The sequence below is a fragment of the Microcoleus sp. AS-A8 genome, assembly GCA_039962225.1.
Taxonomy (GTDB): Bacteria; Cyanobacteriota; Cyanobacteriia; order Cyanobacteriales; family Coleofasciculaceae; genus Allocoleopsis.
This window is the reverse complement of record JAMPKV010000001.1, coordinates 783,447-806,198: the sequence shown is the minus strand read 5'-3', so window position 1 is coordinate 806,198 and position 22,752 is coordinate 783,447. Positions and strand designations below refer to the sequence as shown.

The window sequence follows — 22,752 nt, the reverse complement described above, 5'->3', positions numbered from 1 at the left end:
GAGCGGGATCAGTGGATTGTAGCTAGGTAAAATCGGGTGCGTAGGGACACAAATAGAGTTTTTAACACAAGATCTAATTTCTATATGCCCACCCCTAAAAACTGCTTAGTGAGCATTTGTTGACAAAAAGAGTATTAAGGTCTCTCAATTTCAGCACAAGTAAGTACACAATATGATCCGAGTAAGACTTGGAACTTTGTCGCTTTATGCAGCCAATTCGCACGTTTAACGTCTCTCCTTCCCTACCGAAGCCGCTTGAACCCTTACGAAAGCTGGCTTACAACCTCCACTGGGATTGGAATGTCGAGACCAAAGATTTATTCCGACGTTTAGACCGCGATTTGTGGGAGTCCAGCCGCCACAACCCTGTCTTGATGCTGGGCACCATCAGCCAAGCGCGGCTTCAGGAAGTGGCGGAAGATGAAGGCTTTCTGGCCCAAATGGAGCGAGCCTCTCGACAGCTGGACGACTACCTCAAAGAGCGGACATGGTACCGCAAACATCGCGACAAAGGAGAGAAAACTGAATGCTATGCGTACTTCTGCGCTGAGTATGGTTTGACGGATTGTCTACCCATCTACTCCGGTGGCTTGGGTGTCCTGGCTGGAGACCACCTCAAGTCAGCCTCTGACCTAGGTTTACCTTTGGTAGCGGTCGGTTTGCTTTACCAGGAAGGCTATTTTGCCCAGTACCTTAACGCCGATGGTTGGCAGCAGGAACGCTATCCGATCAACGATTTCTACAATATGCCGCTTCACCTAGAGCGGAATGCCGATGGTTCAGAGCTGCGGATCGAAGTAGACTATCCAGGTCGTACTGTGTATGCCCGTATCTGGCGAGTACAGGTTGGAACCGTACCCTTATATCTACTAGACACAAATATTGAACCGAACAATCCCTACGACCACGACATCACCGATGAGTTGTATGGCGGTGACCTGGATATGCGGATTCACCAGGAGATGATGTTAGGGATTGGGGGGATGCGTGCCCTACAAGCGTTGGGATACAAGCCGACGGTCTATCATCTCAACGAAGGTCACTCGGCCTTTTTGATTCTAGAGCGCATCCGTAAGCTGATGCAGGAAGAAGGGCTGAGCTTCCATGAAGCGAAGCAGGTGGCCCAATCTACGCAAATTTTTACGACTCATACACCGGTCTCTGCTGGGTTTGACCTGTTTCCCCCCGATAAGGCCATGTACTATGTGGGTCACTATGCCAATATCTTTGGCTTATCGAGAGAGGAATTTCTCGGTTTAGGACGGGAAAACCCGGCGGATCTGGCCTCCCCCTTTAGTATGGCTGCGTTAGCGCTTAAGACAGCCAGCTATACCAATGGGGTCAGCTCCCTGCATGGAGAAGTATCACGGGTGATGTTCCAGGGGCTGTGGCCGAACCTGCCATTGCCAGAAGTGCCGATTACGTCGATTACTAACGGGGTACATGCTCGAAGCGTTGTGGCGAAGCCGACGCAGGAACTGTATGACCGTTATCTGGGGCCAAGCTGGTCGGATAAAGGGGCAGATGACCCCTTGTGGGAGCGGGTGAACTCAATTCCTGATGAGGAATTGTGGCGCAATCACGAGCGGCAGCGCTCGGAGCTGGTTGTGTATGTGCGGGAGCGGGTACTCAAGCATTTACGCGATCGCGGGGCACCCCCAACAGAACTGGCTCAAGTCAACGAAATCCTCGACCCCAGCGTTTTGACAATTGGCTTTGCCCGTCGGTTTGCCACCTACAAGCGAGCCAACCTGTTCATGCGCGACATGGAGCGGATTAAGAAAATCATGAGGGCCAACAAAGACCGACAAGTCCAGTTTGTGATTGCCGGGAAAGCCCATCCTAAGGACATGCCAGGGAAAGAATTAATCCGCCAAATCATCCGCCAGATTCGTGAAGCGGGCATTGGGGATCATGTGGTATTCGTCCCTGACTACGACATTTATCTGGCGCGGATGATGGTAGCTGGTTGCGATGTCTGGTTGAACACGCCTCGTCGCCCCAGAGAAGCCTCTGGAACCTCTGGGATGAAGGGGGCGATGAATGGTCTACCCAATCTCAGCATTCTCGATGGATGGTGGGACGAAGCGGATTATGTCCGCACTGGCTGGCCGATTGGTCATGGGGAAACCTATGATGACCCAGAATACGAAGATCAGGTCGAAGCCAATGCTCTCTACGAATTGTTCGAGGAGGAGGTTGTCCCCTTGTTCTACAATCGTGACAGCGAGGGAATTCCCAGAGGGTGGGTCGCAAAAATGAAAGACGCCATCCGGTTCAATACCCCGGTCTTCAACACGGCACGGATGCTGCGGGATTACGCCGTAAACGGCTATTTCCCAGCCAGTAATCGCCATTTTGCCATGACGGGCGACACCTACAAGCCAGCGAAAGAGCTAGCGAGTTGGAAGCGGCAGCTATTTGAACGCTGGTACGACATCAAAATTGAAGATGTTGACATCGCCGCCCCCGCCGATCTGATGGTCAATCAATCGGTCGCCGTCAAAACCCGAATCAATCTGGCAGGACTGAGTGCTGATGATGTCCAAGTGGAACTCTATCAAGGAGCTATCAACACCGATGGGCAAATTATGAACGGTATACCGGTCGTGATGGATTATCAAGGCACTGACGAAAGCCACCGTAGTATTTATACGGGTGATGTGGTTTACGGTGCGAGTGGGTTACAGGGTTTGTCCCTGCGGGTGTTGCCTAAACATGACTATCTTTCTAGTCCCTATGAGCTAGGTTTAGTACTCTGGGCTTAGAAGGGGTAAAAGGTTGAAGGTTCAAACCTTCAACCTTCAACTTTCAACTTTTGATTCGCTGCAAGTCTTCCAATACCTCAGCGGCTGATTGGTATCTTGCAGCGAAATGGTAACGCACCATCTTCTCTAAAACCGCAGCAAATTCTTCCCCGACACTCACTAAATGCCGCCAGATGACATCCCCCGATTCTGAATGCCCCAGTTGATAGGGCGGAATGCCCGTGAGAGCTTGAATACCAATCATTCCTAAAGCGTAAATATCACTGCTCAGCGTGGGGTGTCCCGCATATTGCTCGGCTGGAGCATAGCCACGAGTACCAATAGCAACGGTGTAATTTTCTTGATCTGTTGGCTCTTGGGGTTGAATCTGCTTGACTGCGCCAAAATCAATTAAGAAAAGTTGATTGTCAGATTCACGACGCATGATATTGCTCGGCTTGATATCCCGATGAATGACTTTGTGTTCGTGGATAAACACTAGAATTTCTAAAGTTTCCTTCAGAAAGTTAAAAACTTGCGCTTCGGGAAGTTTTTTATCCACTGGCAATTCATCACTCAGAGGATGACCTTCAACATATTCTTGAACTAAGTAAAACTCTTGCTTTTCTTCAAAATAAGCTAGTAACTGAGGAATATGAGGATGTTTACCTAACTTCTCTAAAATTTCGGCCTCAGTTTCAAACAGCCGTCTGGCAACGCCTAAAAATTTGTCATCACGGCGAGCCGGTTTTAAATGCTTGACTACACAAGTCGGTGTACCGGGTCGCTGAGTATCTTTTGCTAGATAGGTAAGACCAAACCCACCAGCACCCAAAACATTCTGAATGTCGTAGCGTCCAGCCAAATGTTGGGAGGTGTCTTGGGGTTGGGGTGCGACCTTATCCTTGGTGGGAGATGTAAAGTCTTCCGGCGTCGCAATTGCTGTGTCCCCATCATCGGGAGGCATATCCGTTGATTCAGGGATCGATACCTGGGAATCTGCTTTAGATGACTGGTGAAGCCTCTCTCTCAAGAGTTCTTGCAAAAGTGCTAGGTTACTCTCTTGCTCCTTCGCTTTTTGCTCAATATAACGGCGCTCTTCATCCGCTTTGCGCTTTTCTTGCTCAGCCTCGTAACCGTTGTAAGCGAGAACTCCAGTACTGGCAAAAATTAAACCTAAAGCGGGGGCTACGATGGGAATCCATCCAGACCCCAAAAATACGAATACTGAACTCCCTAACAACAAACTCAAGGCTCCAATCTCAGCAATGGCTAGCTGTCCGGGGTGACGGACAACCCGCACAACGACACCACCAGCCATTGACCACACCCAAATCCACAAGACTTCTCCCCACTCTGGCCAGAACCAAAACAGGGATTGTCCATCGAGGGCGCTACTGAGCAATTGACTGGCGATTTGACCATGGATCACGACTCCTGGGGTTCTCTCGAAGCGTTGCTGACCCGTACTATAGGGGGTATAGAGGAGATCGTTCAGGCTAGGGGCGGTTAGACCAATCAGGACGATGCGGTTTTTGATCCAGTTAGGGTCTACTCGGTCTTGCAGAACGTCCCTTAAGGTCACGCTTCGCGCCAGCGCGCCTCCAGAGCGGTAATTTAAGAGAATTTGGTAGCCGCCGGTATCCGCTTGTTGGTAGCCCCCGTCATTGGGGTCGAGCGGCTTTAAGCTCGCTTTACCCAGTTTGATGTGCTGTTGTGGGGTCAATTGCGGCTGTATTCCTTTTTGTTCCAAGTAGCGTCGTGCCAGTTGAAAGCTGAACGAGGAGTCACTCATGCAGCGAGAATTCGTCGGTGGCTCGCCAAGTAATAAAGCTCGCCTAACCACACTTTTGGCATCTACCGAAAAGTCACTGAAGCCAACACGTTCGATGGGAACCCCTGGGGGGGGTGGTGTGCCAGGATTATTGGAATCGCTGAGTTTGCAAACGGGAACAATGCGATCGCTATTTTTTAGCCGCGTTGAAAATTCAGCATGACCTGGGGGATAGGCAATATCCCGATAGATATCCAAACCAATGACGGCGGGTTGATGCTTTTCCAGCTTGGTCATTAGCTGATTGAGCAAGGCATCCTTTAGGGGGAACCCATAGGACTGAATATCGGCCTCCGTCCCCTCCACGATCAGCAGGCGATCGTCTAGTGGTAGTGCAGGTCGTAGCTGCATCATATAGTCAAACGCTGTCAGCTCTATAGGCTCCAACAGACGTAGCTGCCGACCCACCAACAGCAAACCCATAACCGTCAGACTGGCGATCGCCGCAGGATGTCTGAACACAGCACGACCGAAGTGCCACAAACTCCTTAGCCCCAGGTTAGAGCTTTTTGAAGGAACCAAGGCTAGAATCCCGCCTTTAGTTGCCTTGGTTAAGAGGGACGTAGTTTCTTTTGAGTTTTGAGTTAACTCCCCACTCGTCACTTTCACGTATCTGACCACTCACAACGAATAAATAAGCACGACGCGTAATTGCACCTTGATTCCCTGTTGTTGAGGTTTGTTTGAGCTTCTAGTGCTTCTCCAACTAGAATTTTTGTCTCTACACCTTCAACCCTATTTTTATGACTAATTTTCAGGGTTGCCATCCTATCTTAAATAACTAGTCTAAGGTTGTAGCCAGAGGTGGTCATGACATTTGGCGGCCTGCTGAATAACTAGGGATATCCTCCGGAGAAAGCTCGTTGCTGCTCAGAGCGTTATTATCCAGTTAGCTGACTTCAGTTTAATCAAAATGCCTAGATAGCATCGGCAATACACAACCGTGTTCATTCAGTAGACGACGATGATTCGATCACCATAAGCCTAATTATAAAAAACTACCCTACCCTAGTCGGCTCACTGCTGAAGATAGCTAGCTTTTCGTTGAGATTTGACAAGCTAGTCAATACCACTATAGAAGCTACAACACCCTATTGAAAGTTATGTCATGATTTATCTTATCTTTGCTCGCTAACGGATGGCTTTCCCAGCAGGGTAACTTGATATCCTTGTGGGAATTGCATCATAAAAAGCCCGCCGAAGCGGGCTGGGTATTTAATGCCTTCGTCCTACTTTTCCGTTAATGTCCAGACACCATCCCAGTCATCGGGTGGAGGGGCTTGGAGAAAATGCTGACAGCGCGTCAAGTGCAATGACGCCGCTTTATTTTCCTTGTCAATATCTTCGAGAATGGTGGCAAACTCAGTCATAGCACGGGTAAATTTCCGATTCAGGTAATGCTCTCGTCCTTTATGGTAAAGCTCGATGATTTCCTGCTTTTGCTCAGAAATGGACTCTGTGCGTAACCCCATCACTTCATAAATTCTGACGGGGTCGTTCTTACCTTTAACGCGAATACAATCTAGCTCCCTGTACCAAATTTTGTCGGCGCAGGGTCGGAAGGTATATTCGCTAATCACGATATCACAGCCGTATTGCTTACTCGCGCCTTCCAAACGAGAGCCTAGGTTAACACCGTCTCCAATAGCGGTGAATTCCATCCGCTTGCTAGAACCAATGTTGCCACTAATCACACTATCGGAATTAATCCCAATGCCAATTTTGATCTGTGGCTTGTTACAGGCTTCGCGACGTTCATTGAACTCTGCCAAACGGTGGCGCATTTCGACAGCTGTTTGCACCGACCTCCAGGCATGGTCTTTGAGGGGTAAGGGTGAACCAAAGACGGCCATGATGGCATCGCCGATGTATTTATCGAGGGTGCCTTTGTATTTAAAAATCACCTCGACCATCGACTCAAAATATTCATTCAACATCCCCACCACCTCTTCTGCCTCTAAACTTTCCGTTAAGGTGGTATAGCCGCGAATGTCGGAGAAGAGAATGGAAACATCCTTGCGATCGCCCCCTAATTTGGTGTCGTCAAGTCTCAGTAATTCCTCCGCCAGCTCCTGAGTCATGTAGCGATACATCGTACTCTTAAGCCGCTTCTCATCACTGATGTCTTCCATCACCACCAACGCCCCCCGCACTTTAGTCTCATCGTTGGCGTCGGCAATGGTATTCAGCGACAAATTCACACTGCGTTGTTGCTCAGGTCCCCCGGAAATTAATGTGCGATCAGGATAGTATTGCTTGCGATCTTTGGCGCTCTTTCCCTTTAAAGCGTCCTCTAACCATTGGGCAAATTTGTTCTCGTCTTTTCGTTCTTGGCCTTCAATGCGGAGGATATTCTTGACCAATTCTCCTTCTACACGTCTTTGTGCATCTAAGCCGAGTAGGTCTCTGGCTCTCTCATTCACCGCGATAATTTTGCCTTCTTTATCGGTCGAGATCACTCCATCCGAAAGACTTCGCAGAATATCGCGCTGCATTCGCTCTTGTTGCTTAACAGTGTCAAACAACTTCGCGTTTTGCAGGGCTACACCCGCTTGGATGTTAAACGCCTTCATGAATTCTTGGTCAACGCGATCGAAACTCGCTTTCCAACACTCCGGTGCGTTAGGCCAATCCGCTGGGTCATAGTCAGGAAATTCGCCCTGTTTCTTCTTGTTAATTAACTGCGTGACGCCGATCAATTCTCCATCGGCATTAAACACGGGCATACATAACAGGCTACAAGTCCGATAACCCGTCCTCTTATCAGTTTCTTTCGAGGTTTCAGAGCCTTCATGGTCATAAAGGTCAAACCCAATATTAACGGGTTCACCGGTGAGAGCCACTTGACCGGCAAAGGAACTCATTGAGCGCGGCAGGCGCATCTCTTGTAAAACGTTATTGATGGGAATTTTTGTCCACAAATCATCGCGATCATGGTCAATAAGCCACAGCGTACTGCGAGACGCATTCATCAGTTGCTGGGCTTCATCCATCACCTTTTTCAGGGTTTCTTCCAAATCTAAGCTGCTTTTGCTTAGGGAGTTGGTGGCGGATATTAAGGCTTGAGCTGCTCGTTGTTTTTGGGTTGCCCGCCGCAGCGATCTAGACGACTCCATAATCAGGCGAATTGAGGGGGCAAATTCCTCAAAAACTCTCTCGTCTTCAGAACTGAAACCGTTCAGGTCAATTTTTTCTTCTAAAGCCGCCTTTGGGTCGTGCTGGGGTTTTAATTTATTTAAGAGTTGGACAACGGCAACTAACTCGTCCTGCTCGTTCAACAGGGGTAACGCCAGCATTGTGTAGGTGCGGTATCCGGTTCTCTTAAATTGCTCTTTAGATGCACCAGAGCGCGGATCGTCAAAGAAATCGTAGGGAATATTAATAACTTTCTTGAAGGTCGCGACCTCACCCGCAATCCCTTGATCGGCAGGAATGCGAATTTCTAGGGAACCACCGCCTTGATCCTTAGCAATAATCGACCAGAGTTGATTTCTTTCTTCATCCAAGACAAAAATGGTGGTGCGATCAGCCGCCAGGAGTTCCCCGGTTTTTGTCGTAATGGAACGTAACATTTCATCCAGGATTGAGTCAAACCCTTGGGCATCCAGCAAGCTATCGAGCATGGATAAGGTTTGATTAACAACCTCTAGTCGGCCTTCTACCTCTGTAACGACTTGTTTAAATGTGTCTTGATTCAGAGGAGCCAGGAAGGCAGAAAAAGTTCCCTTATTAGTTGCTAAGGCACTGACAGATGAATGGTGCTGTGTGTCTGTCTTGGGTTCGTCGGATTGAGCAGAAACATCAATGGTTACTTCACGCGGTTCTAAAGCCGAGGGACGGGGAGATGCAGCGGTCATATGCTTTTCTCTACTGAAGCTCGAATTAAGAGATCTTTATTATCTGTGTGAGTCTTAATAAATTCCACTCACTCCTGTGCGTTGCCCACTTACTTGTTCCTAACCTTGTTGATAACGAAGTCAGTATATCCCACTCTAATTACCAGTTTAGTGTTTCAACAACACTTCAACAGCATCTAGGCGGATGTGGTCGCTAGAACACCGAAAAATTCCCACTCTGCCCATCATCTTGGCATCAACACAGAAAAGATATGTTGTCAGTTTTACAATTTTTTCTGGGTCTTGGCTTAAGGTCGCGTTAACAAAAGCGAACAGGGCACTGAAACAAGAAATCATAGCACATCAGTTTCGGGATTTTTCAAAAGACGGGGAGAGATTGTTTAGGCGCTTAAAAAAGGAATCTACCTGTCGGATTGGGTATCTACAGCATCGCCTTGAGCGTTAACGAAGAGGCTGCTTCAGACCTAGAAAAAGCCTACATTCCCATGGCTTTCTGGGTCGGCCTTCTCTAGTTTTGACGGGAGTGACGTGCTTTGGCGAGGAGAGACTCGGCGAAGGTCATTGCTTCTTGCGCCGAATGTCCACCCGCAAGCTGGGCAATTTCTTCGCGACGCGTTCCATGAGTATCTAGGAGACTGACGCGGACAACTGTGCGTCGATCGGTTAGTTCATCGCTTAAAAGTGGGTCATCAAGTTCTGGCATGGCTTGGCTATTTCGCTTAGAGGATGCTGATTGTTTTAAGGAATGTGAGAGCGGTTGGTCAATCACTTGTTTATCAACTCGGAAGTGTCGGTCTGCCATCGCGGCAATTAAAGGTTGGTGAGTCACACACAGAACTTGGTGTTGTTGACTGAGGTGGTGCAGTTTTTCGGCGATCGCTTGAGCCACACGACCTGACACTCCCACATCAATTTCATCAAAGATTAAAGTTCTGTGTGCGTCGTTCGTCATTGAGAAACAAGCTTTTAAAGCTAGTAGAAAGCGGCTCATTTCGCCACCCGACGCTGTAGCGGACAGTGGTTGCAAGGGTTCACCAGGGTTCGGCGAAAAATAAAAGGCCACTTGGTCTGCACCCGCTGCCGTCGGAGAGATAGGTGCAATTTTGACTTGGAATTGTACCTTTTTCATTGCCAGAGGCTTGAGTTCTTCAACCAAACGCTTTTCCAGTTCTTCAGCGGCTTTCTGGCGGAAATAAGTTAATTGATAACAAAGATTTGTTAACTTATCTTGACATTGAGCGTAGGTTTTTTCTAATTCTTCCAGGGATTGTCCCTCGCCACTGAGTTCAGCCAGTTCTGCCTGGAGTTTTTCATAGTGTGCGATCGCCTCGGTCAGGGTTGGCCCATATTTGCGACAAATTTGTTTGAGTGCCTGTATGCGCTCCTCGACCGATAGGAGACGCTCTGGGTCACTTTCAAGCCCATCCCCATAGGCATTAATTTGATGGGATGCTTCCACCACCTGTGCTAGTGCGGCACTCACCATATCGAGCAAGGGTTGCAACTGAGCATCGAAGCGCACCATATCATTTAACGTGGTTTCAGCCTCTCCCAATAAATCAGCCGCCGCTGTACCACTTTCATTTTGGTAGAGGGCTTGATAAGCTTGATAACTCTGCTGTTGGAGGTCTACAACATGGCTCAGGCGTTGGCGTTCTTGTTCAAGTTGTTCGAGTTCGTCAGCCTCTTTAAGGTTAGCCGCCTTAAGCTCCTGAGTTTGATACTCTAGCCAGTCGAGCCGTTGCAAGCGTTGTTGTTCGGATTGCCGCCGTCTCTCCAGCGCTTGCGCTGCCTCCTGACAAGTCATGTAGGCGGCTGCCACTTGATCGCGCTGCTGGAGTAGGGAAGAACCCCCATATAAATCGAGTAGCCCTCGTTGGTGCGAGGCAGCCATGAGAGAGACGGTTTGACCTTGAGCCGTAATTTCTACCAAGCGCTCACGCAGGCGATCCATCAAGGCGCGATTGACTAACACGCCATTAACCCGTGATCGCGATCGGATATTGCTGGGAGTCACCGCAATCTCCCGACTACAAACTAAATCCGCCTCATCGAGCAAATCTATCTCCTGCTCGCTCAGCCACGCGACTAAGGCGGCATCGGCTCGAAATGTGGCTTCCACCAGCGCCCGTTCTGTGCCGGTGCGAATGATTCGCTGGCTGACCTTTCCGCCCAACGCCACATCAATCGCATCTAAAATAATTGATTTGCCCGCACCGGTTTCGCCAGTCAATACAGTCAGACCCGTACCGAATTCCAGTTCTAGCTGATCAATCAAAGCAAAGTTTTGAATCCGCAAAGCAAGCAGCATAGCCATTTTAAACGTTTAATCGGGGTGCTGGCTGTTGAATCGATCCGAATGTGATCGATGCAGATTGAGTTCGACAGCCAAAATCTTGAATGATCCAGTGAGTAACAAAATTCTCCTAGAGGAAAGAGGCAATCTCAGCAAACCCTAACCATACTGGAAAGAAAGCATCAGGAGATGTAAAGGGCAGTTAAGCCGATAGGTTAGGGTGCCTACCAAAATTTAAGTGTAAATTTATTGTCAAGCGAACGGCGAAAGCAATTTTTGCCGAGCCAGGAAGATTGTGGGCATTGGGGCGAGTCCCATCCCAGAGTCACTGAGTTGAGTCATGCCCATAATCGTTATTGTTACAATACTTTACAGAGTCGCTCCTGTCGGTTCCTATTTAATATGAATCTTAAAACAGTTTCCCCAGCCCCCTCCGAAATAGACTCCAATCCTATGCCGGAAAAGCAGATTGTGTCAGTGCCAGCGGAACCCATCGCCATTGAGTATGAAGTCAGTCCAACGCCAGACCCATCGGAAGCCTTAGCGAATCAACCTCCGGTGTTCGCGACTGAAGCGCTACGCTACGATCCTGTGGCGATTTCGGCTCAATACAGTAAGGCACCCCTACAAGTGTTGGGGCGAATCTGGAATATTACCTTCCCCTGTGTGTCTTTAGCATTAGGGCTATGGTGGGATCGATTCGTGGGTCGCGATGTGATTAACAATCGGCGTCGAGCGATTCAGCTGCGGAAGATTTTGACGAGACTGGGGCCGGCCTACATTAAGGTGGGACAGGCGCTCTCAACGCGACCGGATTTGGTGCCGCCGATGTTCTTGGAAGAGTTGTCGCTGCTGCAAGACCAGTTGCCGCCTTTTCCCAATGAGCTGGCTTATCAATTTATAGAGGAAGAATTAGGCGCTCGTCCCCAGGAAATTTATGCTGAACTTACACCCGATCCCGTAGCGGCAGCTTCCTTGGGACAAGTTTACAAAGGTAAGCTCAAAACTGGCGAAACCGTCGCGGTGAAGGTGCAGCGACCCGGACTGGCACGGCGGATTGCGCTGGATATTTATATTCTGCGACGCCTCGCTCAATGGGCGCAAAACAATATCAAGCAGGTGCGGAGCGATTTGGTTGCCATTATGGATGAATTTGGCACCCGCATCTTTGAGGAAATGGATTATGCCCACGAGGGGCACAATGCCGAGCGTTTTGCTGAGCTTTACGGTCAACTCCAGGATGTTTATGTCCCCAAAATTTATTGGCAATATACGGGGCGTCGTGTCCTGACGATGGAGTGGATCACGGGCACGAAGCTGACCAATATGGAAGCGATTAAGGAGCGAGGCATCGATGCGCGCCATCTGATCAATGTTGGGGTTCAGTGTTCCCTGCGGCAGTTGCTAGAACATGGCTTCTTCCATGCTGACCCTCACCCAGGTAATTTGTTGGCAACGCCGGAAGGAAAGTTGGCGTACCTGGACTTTGGCATGATGAGCGAAGTCAAGCCTTATCAGCGTTACGGTTTGATTGAGGCGGTGGTTCACTTGGTAAACCGGGACTTTTCCGGTTTGGCTCATGACTACGTGAAGTTGGAGTTTCTCACGCCGGATACTGACTTGACGCCCATTATTCCCGCGCTGGCGAATGTGTTTAGCGATGCCTTGGGCGCGAGTGTAGCGGAACTCAACTTTAAGAGTATTACGGATCAGTTGTCGGCCTTGATGTATGAGTATCCGTTCCGAGTACCGGCTTACTATGCGCTGATTATTCGTTCGTTGGTGACGTTGGAAGGGATTGCGATTAATGTCGATCCGAACTTCAAGGTACTCTCGAAAGCGTATCCTTACATCTCGAAACGTCTATTAAGTGACCCGGCACCGGAATTAAGGGCGTCTTTAAAAGATTTGCTGTTTAAGGAGGGTAGTTTCCGGTGGAACCGCCTGGAAAACTTGTTGCGAAATGCGGCTATCAGTCAGGATTACGACCTGAATAAGGTGTTGAATCAGGCGCTAGAGTTTCTCTTCTCAGAACGCGGTGAATTTATCCGAGAGCAATTGGTGGATGAGATTGTCAAGGCGATCGATGCCTATGGGCGTCGGACGCTGGATAATGCGAGTTATTCGCTGCTCAAACGGATTGGGTTGGTAGAAAGCAGAACATCAACTGTGACAACGGGAGCTAATGCCCAGACGGCGGAGCATGTCAAGCGAATTTGGGAGATTTTGCAGGAGACACCCGGTTTTGACCCGATGCAACTGGTGCCGATCATTCCTCAGTTGTTGATGAAGCCGGAAACGCAGAAGATGGGGCAAAAAATTGCGGGGGGTTTGGCGCAGCGTGTGATTGCGCGGATGATTCGCGAAGCTTTACTCCAGGATGCACCCAAGGAAGAGGCACCCAAGGGTCGTAAGCCAGCACCCGCACCTCGGTTAGTTCTACCTCAGGCGGCGATCGTTCAACAATAAATGGGTAGGAATTCCTCTGATGGGGAAGATACCATTTTGTAATTTTTTGTAGTGCGGGTCTCTGACCCGCTTTTGCTTTAAAAGGGGTTTTTGTTGCCAAGACTCAAAAGATATTATCGTGCCGGAGAAAAAATTGTATTAAGAAACTATTAATTTATCCTCTGTGCGATCGCATCATATTTGACTCTCTAAATTTCCTCTGACTAAAGTTTGCAAATTGCCCATTTTTCTCCTCAACATTTCGGGGTTGATTGAGCCAAGTTTTGTCGGTGTCGCTAGTCTTTATGGAATGGGGAATTGATGAGACTCGTTAAGTTATTCCCTCACTTGTAAACCTCGATTGCAAATTAGTGCAGAATCTTTACTGAGCGTGTAAACTGTGCAATAGATCACATGCTTAGGTGACTCACCATTAGACGCTTCGGTGATTCTCCTCACAGAACACAGAGAGAAGCATCATCGTCTCCAAAGGCTTTCGCTCGCTAAGCGCACTCCAGCACTGCTGGTACTAACTGTGTGCCAGTTTACGATCGCCTATGGTATCTCCATGCGTCTTACCTCGTCTCAGTAGTAGACATCCTGTGGTTCGGAGTCTAGAGCAGAGCTTGGTGAATCTACCCAAGAAACCTGACTCTGCCAGCTTAGACCAATCCAACCCAGGATTAAAAAATCTTTCTCTTTCACAAGCACAAGACCTAATTTGTCAATTTTTTCTTGAGCAAATCAAGCAAAATTCGCCTGAATTAGTTTTACAGGAATTTAAACATTTATTTATTGAGCCAACGGGTGCACTGAACTCAATGCATCGTCAAGCCTTAAACTTGATTATTTCTTCAGGCTCCGAAGAAATGTTTTTGACGACCCTAAAACGGTCAATTTATATTCTGGTTAACAACTGGAACACCGAAAGACAGGCAAAGCATATACAGCAATTAGTACATCTGCTTTCAACATCTCTTGAACCCAAAAGAATATGTACGGTTATTCTCAAACGTTCAATATTGTGGCGACGTAACTTTGTCAATAGTCGGGATTATCAAGACCTAAAACTATTTGCCTCAAAATATGAAAATCGCAACCAAGAACACTGGAGCCAACGTTACAAATCTTATTTGCTAGTTTCTCAATCTGTTGATGTGAAAAAACCCTTAGAACAGCAAGAAGCAGCGCGAACCTACTCCCAACAACTGAAAGAGAAGTTTAAAATTGAGCTAGCGATGTATACGGCTCGATATTCGTTGGCGTCTGGTCAACAAAATAGCTTACCGAATCCAACTAGTCTCGGCGATGAAGTACTGCGTTTAATTCAAACAATCTTAAACAAACAAAATCGCTTCAGTTATACTAGTTTAGCTAGGATTTTTCTTGACCAAACTCAACAGCTTCGCTACAAGCATTTTAAACAAAGTCTTCTGAATTATTTATTATTTTCTACCTGTCATCAAGATTTAAGCAAGGCAATAAAGACCCAGATTGAGGCTCAATTAAGCACACTCTATCAATCCTACGATAACCAGCCTTGGGATAATGCTCTGCTGCTGAGAACTTGTAATCGCGTCATTGAGCATTTAACAACAGTCGATGGAGAAAATCCTTCTTTATTATTTATTTTATTGGCAACCCAGGGTAAGGCTCTGACTTTAGCCATTCTTCTGCTCAAGATTATTCTGATTTGTCCGCAAGCTCACACTCATTTAGAATGTCGTCTGGCTCAGCTCATTCAGTGCTATCAATGCCAATCTGAATCTGAATGTCAGTGGCTCACTCATTTTCTAGAAATTATTCAACTGATATTAACAATTTATGCTGACAATGTGCGATACGACTTGGTCAATATGTCAGCACGTAAGCCGGAAATCAATGCAAACGATCAGAATTTCTATCGCATTTTTTCTCAAATAAAATATGAAGTCAAAAAATTCCAATGTCAACTAAATAACCTCTCTGGCTTGATGCAGGGAGAAAAGTTAACTGGAGAGAATGCAACCGTTGTAGGAGCTGGATGAATGTAGTTTTAGCGTAGGAGAAGCGTGTACTTGTTGAATATCCTTAACTCACTTTAAGATAGATGCCAAAATTCCATCAGGTTCTCTACGGCGTAGGGAAATCGCCAACTTTCTGGGAACGAATACCAACCCTTGTGGACTGTGCCTAAGATCACCATCAATAAGTAATTCTGCTCACCGAAACTGAGAGATAGCTGTCATCACCTCAAGTAGGTTTCAATCACTCAACATAGTTAAGAAATCCTGGATACTAATTGGGTGACGGTTTCCTACTGTGGTATGGTATCTGCAAGTGTCTTGCCCCAACTCACTACTAAAGAGTCTCTAGTTCTGAGTCTAGAGCAAAGCTTGGTGAGCCTACCGAAGGAACCTTCCAGTTCAAAATTGGATAAATTGAACCGATCAGTACAGCATCTTTCATTTTTACAAGCGCAAGAGCTGATCTGCCAGTTTTTTATGGAAGAACTCCGGAAAAGCTCTCCTGAGTCAGTTTTAGAGAAATTTAACCATTTATTTATCGAGCCAGCAGAAGCTATCAACTCAACGCCTTGCCAAGCTTTAAAGATTATTATTCGTTCAGGCTCCGAAGAAACCTTTAGTTATACATTAAAACGGTCAATTTATATTCTGGTCAATAACTGGAGTTCGGCAAGACAGCAAAAGTACGTACAGCAATTAGTGCAACTCCTCTCCACTTCTCTCAATATTCAAACTCTATATAGTTTTACTCTGAAACGCCTAACACTTTGGCGACGCAACTTTGTTAACAGCCCAGATTACCAAGAACTGAAACTATTTGCTGCCAAATATGAAAATCGCAACCAAGGACACTGGAGCCATCGCTACAGCTCTTACTTGTTAGTTTCTCAAACCGCTGATGTGAGTAAACCCTTAGAACAGCAAGAAGCAGCACGAACTTATTCCAAGCAACTGAAAGCGCGATTCAAATATGAATTGGCTATGTACACGGCTCGTTCTTCATCTACCACCTGTCAACCCAATCCTTCACCCAACCCAACAAGCCTTGGTGATGAAGTAGTACGTTTAATTCAGAAAATATTAAAAAAGCGTAGCCGCTTCAGTTATTCTAGTTTAGCTAGAATTTTTCTTAAGCAAAATCAAGATATTTGCTACAAAAATTTTAAACAAAATATTCTCAATTATTTGTTTTTTTCTACAGATAATCCAGGTTTAGCCGAGACACTGAAAACTCATCTTGCTTCCCAGCTAAATATGCTTTATCAAGGGTACGAACACCAGCACTGGGATAATCGCTTACTGCTAAGAACTTGCAAGCGGTTGATCGAGTATTTAACGACAATGAATCAAAGGAATCCTTCTTTACTATTTGTTACTCTAATAACCCAAGGAAAATCCTTAACGCTGGCGATTCTTCTGCTCAAGATTGTGTTGCTCTGTCCCCAAACACACTCTCATCTAGAATGCTGTCTGGCTCAACTTATTCAATATTACAAGAATCAGCAAGAGGCTGAATGTGAATGGCTAATTAATTTCTTAGAAGTGATTCAATTGACCTTAACAATTTACATTGAAGATGTACAATATAATTTGGTCAATATGTCAGAAGGTAATCCCAATTCAAGGGCAACTGATGAGGAGAATATTTATCGGATTTTTTCTCAAATAAAATGTCCAACGGAATCGGATCAAAAGGCTGCTTGATTCAGCAAAATCAGCAACACGGTTGATTAAAGTGGGGCAGGTACAGGGGCGCTGATTTTACGGAAAATCGTTGTGCATGGTGATTACTGAACCGATGTTCTAGAGTTCAGTGAAACACACTGCCAAATATAGATCATAGGATCGCCTCCACCGCTGACTAGGGTCTGCCCAGAGGGGCTAAAAACGACACGATGAACCCAACGAGTATGACCTGTGAGAGTGCAAAGTTCTTGCCCCGTACTGGTGTCCCAAAGCTTAATCGTCCTATCATCACTACTACTGGCTAATATTTGTCCAACTCCTAACTCTTGAGCTTTGCCAAATGCCTGGGTGAAGGGAGCAGTTGAGGCTTGATTTCCACTCGCAGAAAACGTCATTCCCTCAACCGTGCCTTGTGAACGATTATCACCGGGGCTACGTCGGCTGTCCTTAGGGATATGACCCGCAAACGGCTCATAGATGGGACTAAAAGCAATAGAATAAATCGGTCCAAGATGACCTGTCAGGGTGCGAATTTCCCGTCCTGTCTTGAGATTCCACAGCTTAATCGTCGCGTCATCGCTACCAGTGGCAAGAGTCTGTCCATCTGGACTAAAGGTAACAGCACGAACCCAACTATTATGACCCCTGAGAATAGGAAATTGTCCCCCTGTCCTGAGATTCCAGAGCTTAATCGAATCCCCACTAGCTGCGACGAGGGTTTTGCCAGTGGGACTAATAGCGATCGCATTAATCCAACTGGTATCCCCTTTGAGGCGGCGAATTTCCTGCCCCGTCTTCAGATTCCATAGCTTAACCGCGCCACTATGATCAAGGCTGGCGAGAATCTCCTCCTGTGGACTCATCGCGATCGCATAAACACAGCCTGAATCCCTAGAAAACCAGTTCCCTAGAGTCAGGGTACCGATTTGCATCCCCGTACTGAGTTGCCATAGTTTAATGGTTTTGTCTTCACTGCCACTGGCGAGAATCTCTCCATCGGCACTCATGGCGATCGCAGAAACGGTCTTAGAATGCCCTCTGAGCGTACCAAGTTCCTCCCCTGTGGCTAGCTGCCAGAGTTTGATCGTGTTGTCATCGCTGCCACTAATCAGAATCTCCCCATCCGGTGTGATGGCAAGGGAACGAACGGGTTGAGTATGACCTTGAAGAGTATAAACACATCTCCAGTTCTGGAGGGGTGAGTTTGAGGCTGGAGTCACTCTAGGGGTTGGCGTTTGCGGGAACGCAGTCGCGGATGGTGCAGAAATGACTCTTGGCGTTCTGGTGCGGGGATAAACCGGAGAATTCAGGGCGTCGAGGACTTCTACAGCCGATTGAAAGCGCCGACTCGTTGCCATCTCCACCATTTTGTCTAATATTCGACCCAGACGACGAGTGACGGGACGGCTTAAATAATTCCGCCACATCCAGGTGGCTTCGCTAAAGGAATACAGATCAAAGGGTTCCGTCTGAGTCAGCAGATGCAGGCAGGTTACACCTAAACTATACAAATCACTGGAAAAAACAGCCTTGCCGCCAGCCTGTTCCGGTGCGGCATACCCCGCTGAACCAATGACAGTTCCGGTTCGGGCAAGGGCAGTCTTCGTAGTATATTTAGCCGCTCCAAAATCAACTAAAAGCAATTGCCCATCATCGCGACGAATGATGTTTTCTGGCTTGATATCTCGGTGAATAACGTTGTGAGTGTGGATAAATTCAACCACAGGCAGCAAACTGTGGAGTAAATCTCGAATCTGCCTTTCGCTCAAAATGCCTTCGGCTTTGAGAACTTGGGATAAGTTTTCCCCTTCAATAAACTCCTGCACTAAATACTGACGGTTATCCTGCTCAAAATGCGCTATCAATTCGGGAATTTGAGGATGTTTGCCCAACTCTTCCAAGCGCACGGCTTCTTGTTCAAAGAGTTCTGCCGCTTTCTGTCGGTTTGCCAGACTTTGGGCTTGTGGGAAAAATTGCTTGATCACACAGCGAGGTTTTGCGGGTTGGTCTTCATCCACCGCTAAGAAAGTTCTGCCAAAGCCACCTTGTCCAATGAGTTGAAGGGCGCGATAACGTCCTTGCAGGAGTAACTTAGAGCCGCAACTCTGGCAAAATTTCGCCCCAATTGGGTTGCTGGTAGCTCTGGCGCAATCAGGATTGAGGCAATAGCTCATAGGGGAAGGCAATCCTCAGATTGAATCTATAGTAAATCGTCAGGAAATGCCTCTTGGGTTGTGGGCGAGAATTCGTCCGGAAAGAGCGATCGCTCTCAACTAATCATCTTGCAGTAATTGTAGTTAATTATTATAGCGAGCTAACTGAGGTTTGTTCACACCGAGCCAATAAAAGCCTCAATCACATCGCCAAATCTTGATCGTTTTATCCTTGCTGCTACTCACTAAAATCTTCCCATCCCCGCTAAAGACAACGGAATAAATAGAGTCACTATGACCCGTAAGAGTGCGAAGTTCCTTCCCTGTACTCAAATGCCACAACTTGATACTGTTGTCATCACTTCCACTGGCTAAAATTTGTCCATCGGGTGTTATGGCTAGAGTCCGAACCCCTTCCGTATGACCCTTGAGTGTGCCAATTTCTTGCCCTGTTGAAAGTTGCCACAACTTGATCGTTTGATCATAGCTCCCACTGGCTAAAATCTGCCCATCGGGTGTGATGGCTAGAGATCGCACCCAGTCACTATGATCCGTAAAAGTGTGAAGTTCTCTACCTGTACTGACATTCCACAATTTGATGGTTTGGTCATTGCTACCACTCACCAGGATTTGCCCATCGGGTGTCATAGTTAAAGTACTCACCCAGTCATTATGACCCGTCAAAGTATGAAGTTCTTTGCCCGTCGATAGTTCCCACAATTTGATGGTTTGGTCGTTGCTAGCACTCGCCAAATTTTGCCCATCGGGTGTCATCGCCAGAGCACGAACCCAACGACAATGACCTTTGAGAGTGCGAAGTGGCTTCCCGGTTGCTAGTTGCCACAACTTGATTGTATTGTCATCGCTGCCACTGACTAAAATCTCCCCATCAGGTGTGATAGCCAGAGTCCTAGCCCAGTAGTTATGACCCTCTAAGGTGCGAATTTCTTTCCCCGTTGATAATTGCCACAACTTGATCGTTTGGTCTCCACTGCTACTTGCCAAAATCTCACGATCGGGACTAATCGTAACTGACCAAACGCGGCTGGAATGTCCTCTAAGAGTCTGAACACATTTCCAGGTTAAAGGTGGCAACTGTACAGTCGGCTGTGTTGAAAAAAGCGTTGAATTAAAGTACTGAGATTGTCGGACGGAGGGTGATTTAGTGGGAGCGATAGGTGTTTGAGACTCTAAGTCTCGAAGGACTTCAGCCGCAGATTGATAACGCTTTTTGGTACCATTTTCAATCAGTCGATCTAAGATATAGCCCAGTTGCTCACTCACCGGATTATTCAGCAAATATTGTCGCCAAACCCAGCTATCTTCACCGACATCAAACAATTCTAACGGGGAAATCTGAGTCAAAAGATAGAGGCAAGTCACCCCTAAACTATATAAATCACTTGCAAAACAAGCTTTGCCCCTCGCTTGTTCCGGCGCGAGATATCCAGGCGTTCCAATCGTCGTTCCTGTCATCAACAAGGCCGTTTCTTTGGCAAATTTAGCGGCACCAAAATCAACCAAAATGAGTTCTCGATTGGGACGACGAATAATGTTCGCGGGTTTGATGTCGCGATGAATGACTTGCTGAGAGTGGATGAATTCCAGAACGGGAAGTAAACTTTCCAGCAATTGTCGAATATGAGCTTCCTGAAAAACTCCTTCTGCTTCCAGTTTTTGGAGTAAATTTTGCCCGTTGATAAACTCTTGGATCAAATATTGGCGATTATCTTGAGTAAAATGCGCCAGCAGTTCGGGAATTTGAGGATGTTGCCCCAACTCATCCAGTCGCATCGCTTCTTGTTCAAATAAATCAGCGGCTTTTTGAATATTATTCGCGCCCTGAATTTGGGGATAAAACTGCTTAATAACACAACGGGGTTTTGAGGGTTTGTATTCATCCACAGCGAGAAACGTTCTGCCAAATCCCCCTTGTCCAATGAGTTCGAGGGCGCGATAGCGATCGCCCAACAGCAACTTTGAACCACAAGATTGACAAAACTTGGCTTCAGCTCGATTACCACTCGCTTTCTGGCATTCGGGATTTAGGCAATAGCTCATAACGCTCTTGAATGACTCTGAGGTGAAATGTTGATTTTTGTTTGGCTGTATCCTCGCAAAATCTTCAATGTATTGATTGATAGGATTCATCTACAATCGGGTTGGCTAACAACTCTCAAGAAGTTCAGTTATAGAGTTCCCCGAAACCTTGCGGAGTGGAACCATTTAGAAATAAAAATTGCAATTTATTTCTAAATCTTAGCAGCCCATGATTTGAGACGTTGGGCGATTCCTAATTCCCTTGGCGACTGCTATACATAGACGAAACAGTAGGGGGAAGGCATAAGTTCCCCCTACAGACTACCGATATTTGATTCTTGGGAAAAGCGCTATAGTTTTCCCTGGCAGGCTGAGCCTGTTTATTAGCGATTTCTAAGGGTTACAGCTTGCTATCCATTCACCTGATTGATGCGTGACTCTCTCAACCGATCCATCCACCCTTCCAAATACACGCGATTTTTCTGTTGTTGTTGGGGATCTGTGGTGTTAATTGGATAAGGTGCTAGCCCCAAAATTGCCGCTGTCGTGACACAAAACATTGATTTCTGGAAACTGATGCAAATTTGTACCCGTGCATCATCCTCTCCCCGACGCGATCGCTTATAAATATCGTGCATATAATCGGGCAGATAATGGCGCATATCTTGCATCAGCAGCGTCGGCGGAATTCCAGCCCCCCCAATGGGTAAGGGGTCGGCATACAATGCCCCATAAGCAAAGCGGCTTTGATCGGGAGAAATCTGGTTCGCCTGTGCATTGTAAGAAACCGTGCCAGGGAAGGGTGTGCCTCGGAAGAATACCGCCTCAACATAGGGCACGGCTGTATCCATCAGGAACGTCAAACCAGCGGATTTGGGGATAATTTCATAGGATTTACCCCGAATGTTTACCGAGTAGGTAATCGGTAGATTCGCGCTTTTTACTAAAGCGCTCTGGATCAGTTCGACAACTTCGGGAATTGTTGTAATTTTCCCCTGGTTATAGAGTTCCGACAGTTCTAAGAACATGTCACTCATCACCCGCCAGAATTGCCCTAACCCGCTGTAATAAGCCATCTGACGCGATTGTTCTAACAGAAAATCAGGGAACAGAAAGGAGAGTCCCTGTATCAGAGGGTTAGCCCGAAACTTGGCATCAATGGCTTGGCGCGATCGCTTCTCAAATTCCGGTGAATCCACATAGGCATCTAAACCACCCCCACCATGCCAAAACATGGCTTTCATGCAATATTCGGCATACTCAAAATTAATCCGATCTTGCCACCAGTGGCGGAGCAGCTTCTGAAAGGAAATTTCCCCATTAAAGTATTTAAAGAAGGGGAAAAATACCAAAAATTGATGTTCGGCAATGTAATTTAGATTTCGGGAATAGGCATCAAGCACGATACCGTAACTATGAAGAATTCCCACAACCTCCATGACATTTTCTGGCGAATCCTCTAACAATGCCCCACCAGCCATCAGTCGAGCAATATAGGATTCTAGTGGATGATTACGGGACTTTGTTTTGCTGAGTACCATTTAACTTCTCGTGATCTAACTGTGTTTTTAAAGCTGGGATTGAAAACCGTAGAACTCAGAATCTTTACATAGTTTAATATTTTTAGCTCTTCCAGCTACCCCGATTGCCCCAAAGACGAAAATTTTTCTTTTCCCATTTCCCAA

General features: G+C 46.9%; 10 protein-coding genes. 4 read left to right on the top strand and 6 right to left on the bottom strand.

Annotated elements, in window-relative coordinates; translation table 11 throughout:
• The first annotated feature begins 206 nt into the window (after positions 1-206).
• A complete protein-coding gene (glgP, locus tag NDI48_03085; protein ID MEP0830186.1) occupies positions 207-2,768 on the top strand; it encodes an alpha-glucan family phosphorylase in 2,562 nt (853 codons plus the stop codon).
• A 43-nt stretch (positions 2,769-2,811) separates the two neighbouring features.
• Here the strand turns inward: glgP and NDI48_03080 are convergent, their stop codons facing one another.
• The 3 genes from NDI48_03080 to recN all read right to left on the bottom strand — a co-directional run bounded on the left by NDI48_03080 (position 2,812) and on the right by recN (position 10,749).
• The gene (locus tag NDI48_03080) at positions 2,812-5,043 is read right to left on the bottom strand and encodes a CHASE2 domain-containing serine/threonine-protein kinase (protein ID MEP0830185.1); all 2,232 of its coding nucleotides are present in this window, start codon (positions 5,041-5,043) and stop codon (positions 2,812-2,814) included.
• Between the two features lie 767 nt (positions 5,044-5,810).
• Positions 5,811-8,438 carry a GAF domain-containing protein gene (locus NDI48_03075; protein MEP0830184.1) on the bottom strand — a complete coding sequence of 876 codons (2,628 nt, stop codon included), beginning with the start codon at positions 8,436-8,438 and terminating at the stop codon, positions 5,811-5,813.
• Between the two features lie 508 nt (positions 8,439-8,946).
• Positions 8,947-10,749, bottom strand: coding sequence for a DNA repair protein RecN (gene recN / locus NDI48_03070; protein ID MEP0830183.1), 1,803 nt, complete (start codon positions 10,747-10,749; stop codon positions 8,947-8,949).
• Between the two features lie 387 nt (positions 10,750-11,136).
• Between recN and NDI48_03065 the strand changes: the two genes are divergently transcribed.
• From NDI48_03065 to NDI48_03055, 3 genes are all read left to right on the top strand, one after another.
• On the top strand, positions 11,137-13,203 hold the full coding sequence (locus NDI48_03065) for an AarF/ABC1/UbiB kinase family protein (GenBank protein ID MEP0830182.1): 2,067 nt from the start codon (positions 11,137-11,139) through the stop codon (positions 13,201-13,203).
• A 536-nt stretch (positions 13,204-13,739) separates the two neighbouring features.
• Complete coding sequence (locus NDI48_03060) at positions 13,740-15,209, top strand: hypothetical protein (protein ID MEP0830181.1); 1,470 nt, start codon at positions 13,740-13,742, stop codon at positions 15,207-15,209.
• A 279-nt stretch (positions 15,210-15,488) separates the two neighbouring features.
• A complete protein-coding gene (locus tag NDI48_03055; protein MEP0830180.1) occupies positions 15,489-16,892 on the top strand; it encodes a hypothetical protein in 1,404 nt (467 codons plus the stop codon).
• Between the two features lie 83 nt (positions 16,893-16,975).
• Here NDI48_03055 and NDI48_03050 read toward each other — a convergent pair whose 3' ends face one another.
• From NDI48_03050 to NDI48_03040, 3 genes are all read right to left on the bottom strand, one after another.
• Positions 16,976-19,048 carry a serine/threonine protein kinase gene (locus tag NDI48_03050; GenBank protein MEP0830179.1) on the bottom strand — a complete coding sequence of 691 codons (2,073 nt, stop codon included), beginning with the start codon at positions 19,046-19,048 and terminating at the stop codon, positions 16,976-16,978.
• A gap of 177 nt (positions 19,049-19,225) precedes the next feature.
• Positions 19,226-21,088, bottom strand: a complete 1,863-nt coding sequence (locus NDI48_03045) for a serine/threonine protein kinase (GenBank protein MEP0830178.1) — start codon at positions 21,086-21,088, stop codon at positions 19,226-19,228.
• A gap of 389 nt (positions 21,089-21,477) precedes the next feature.
• A complete protein-coding gene (locus NDI48_03040; protein ID MEP0830177.1) occupies positions 21,478-22,608 on the bottom strand; it encodes a CO2 hydration protein in 1,131 nt (376 codons plus the stop codon).
• Positions 22,609-22,752: the final 144 nt, after the last annotated feature.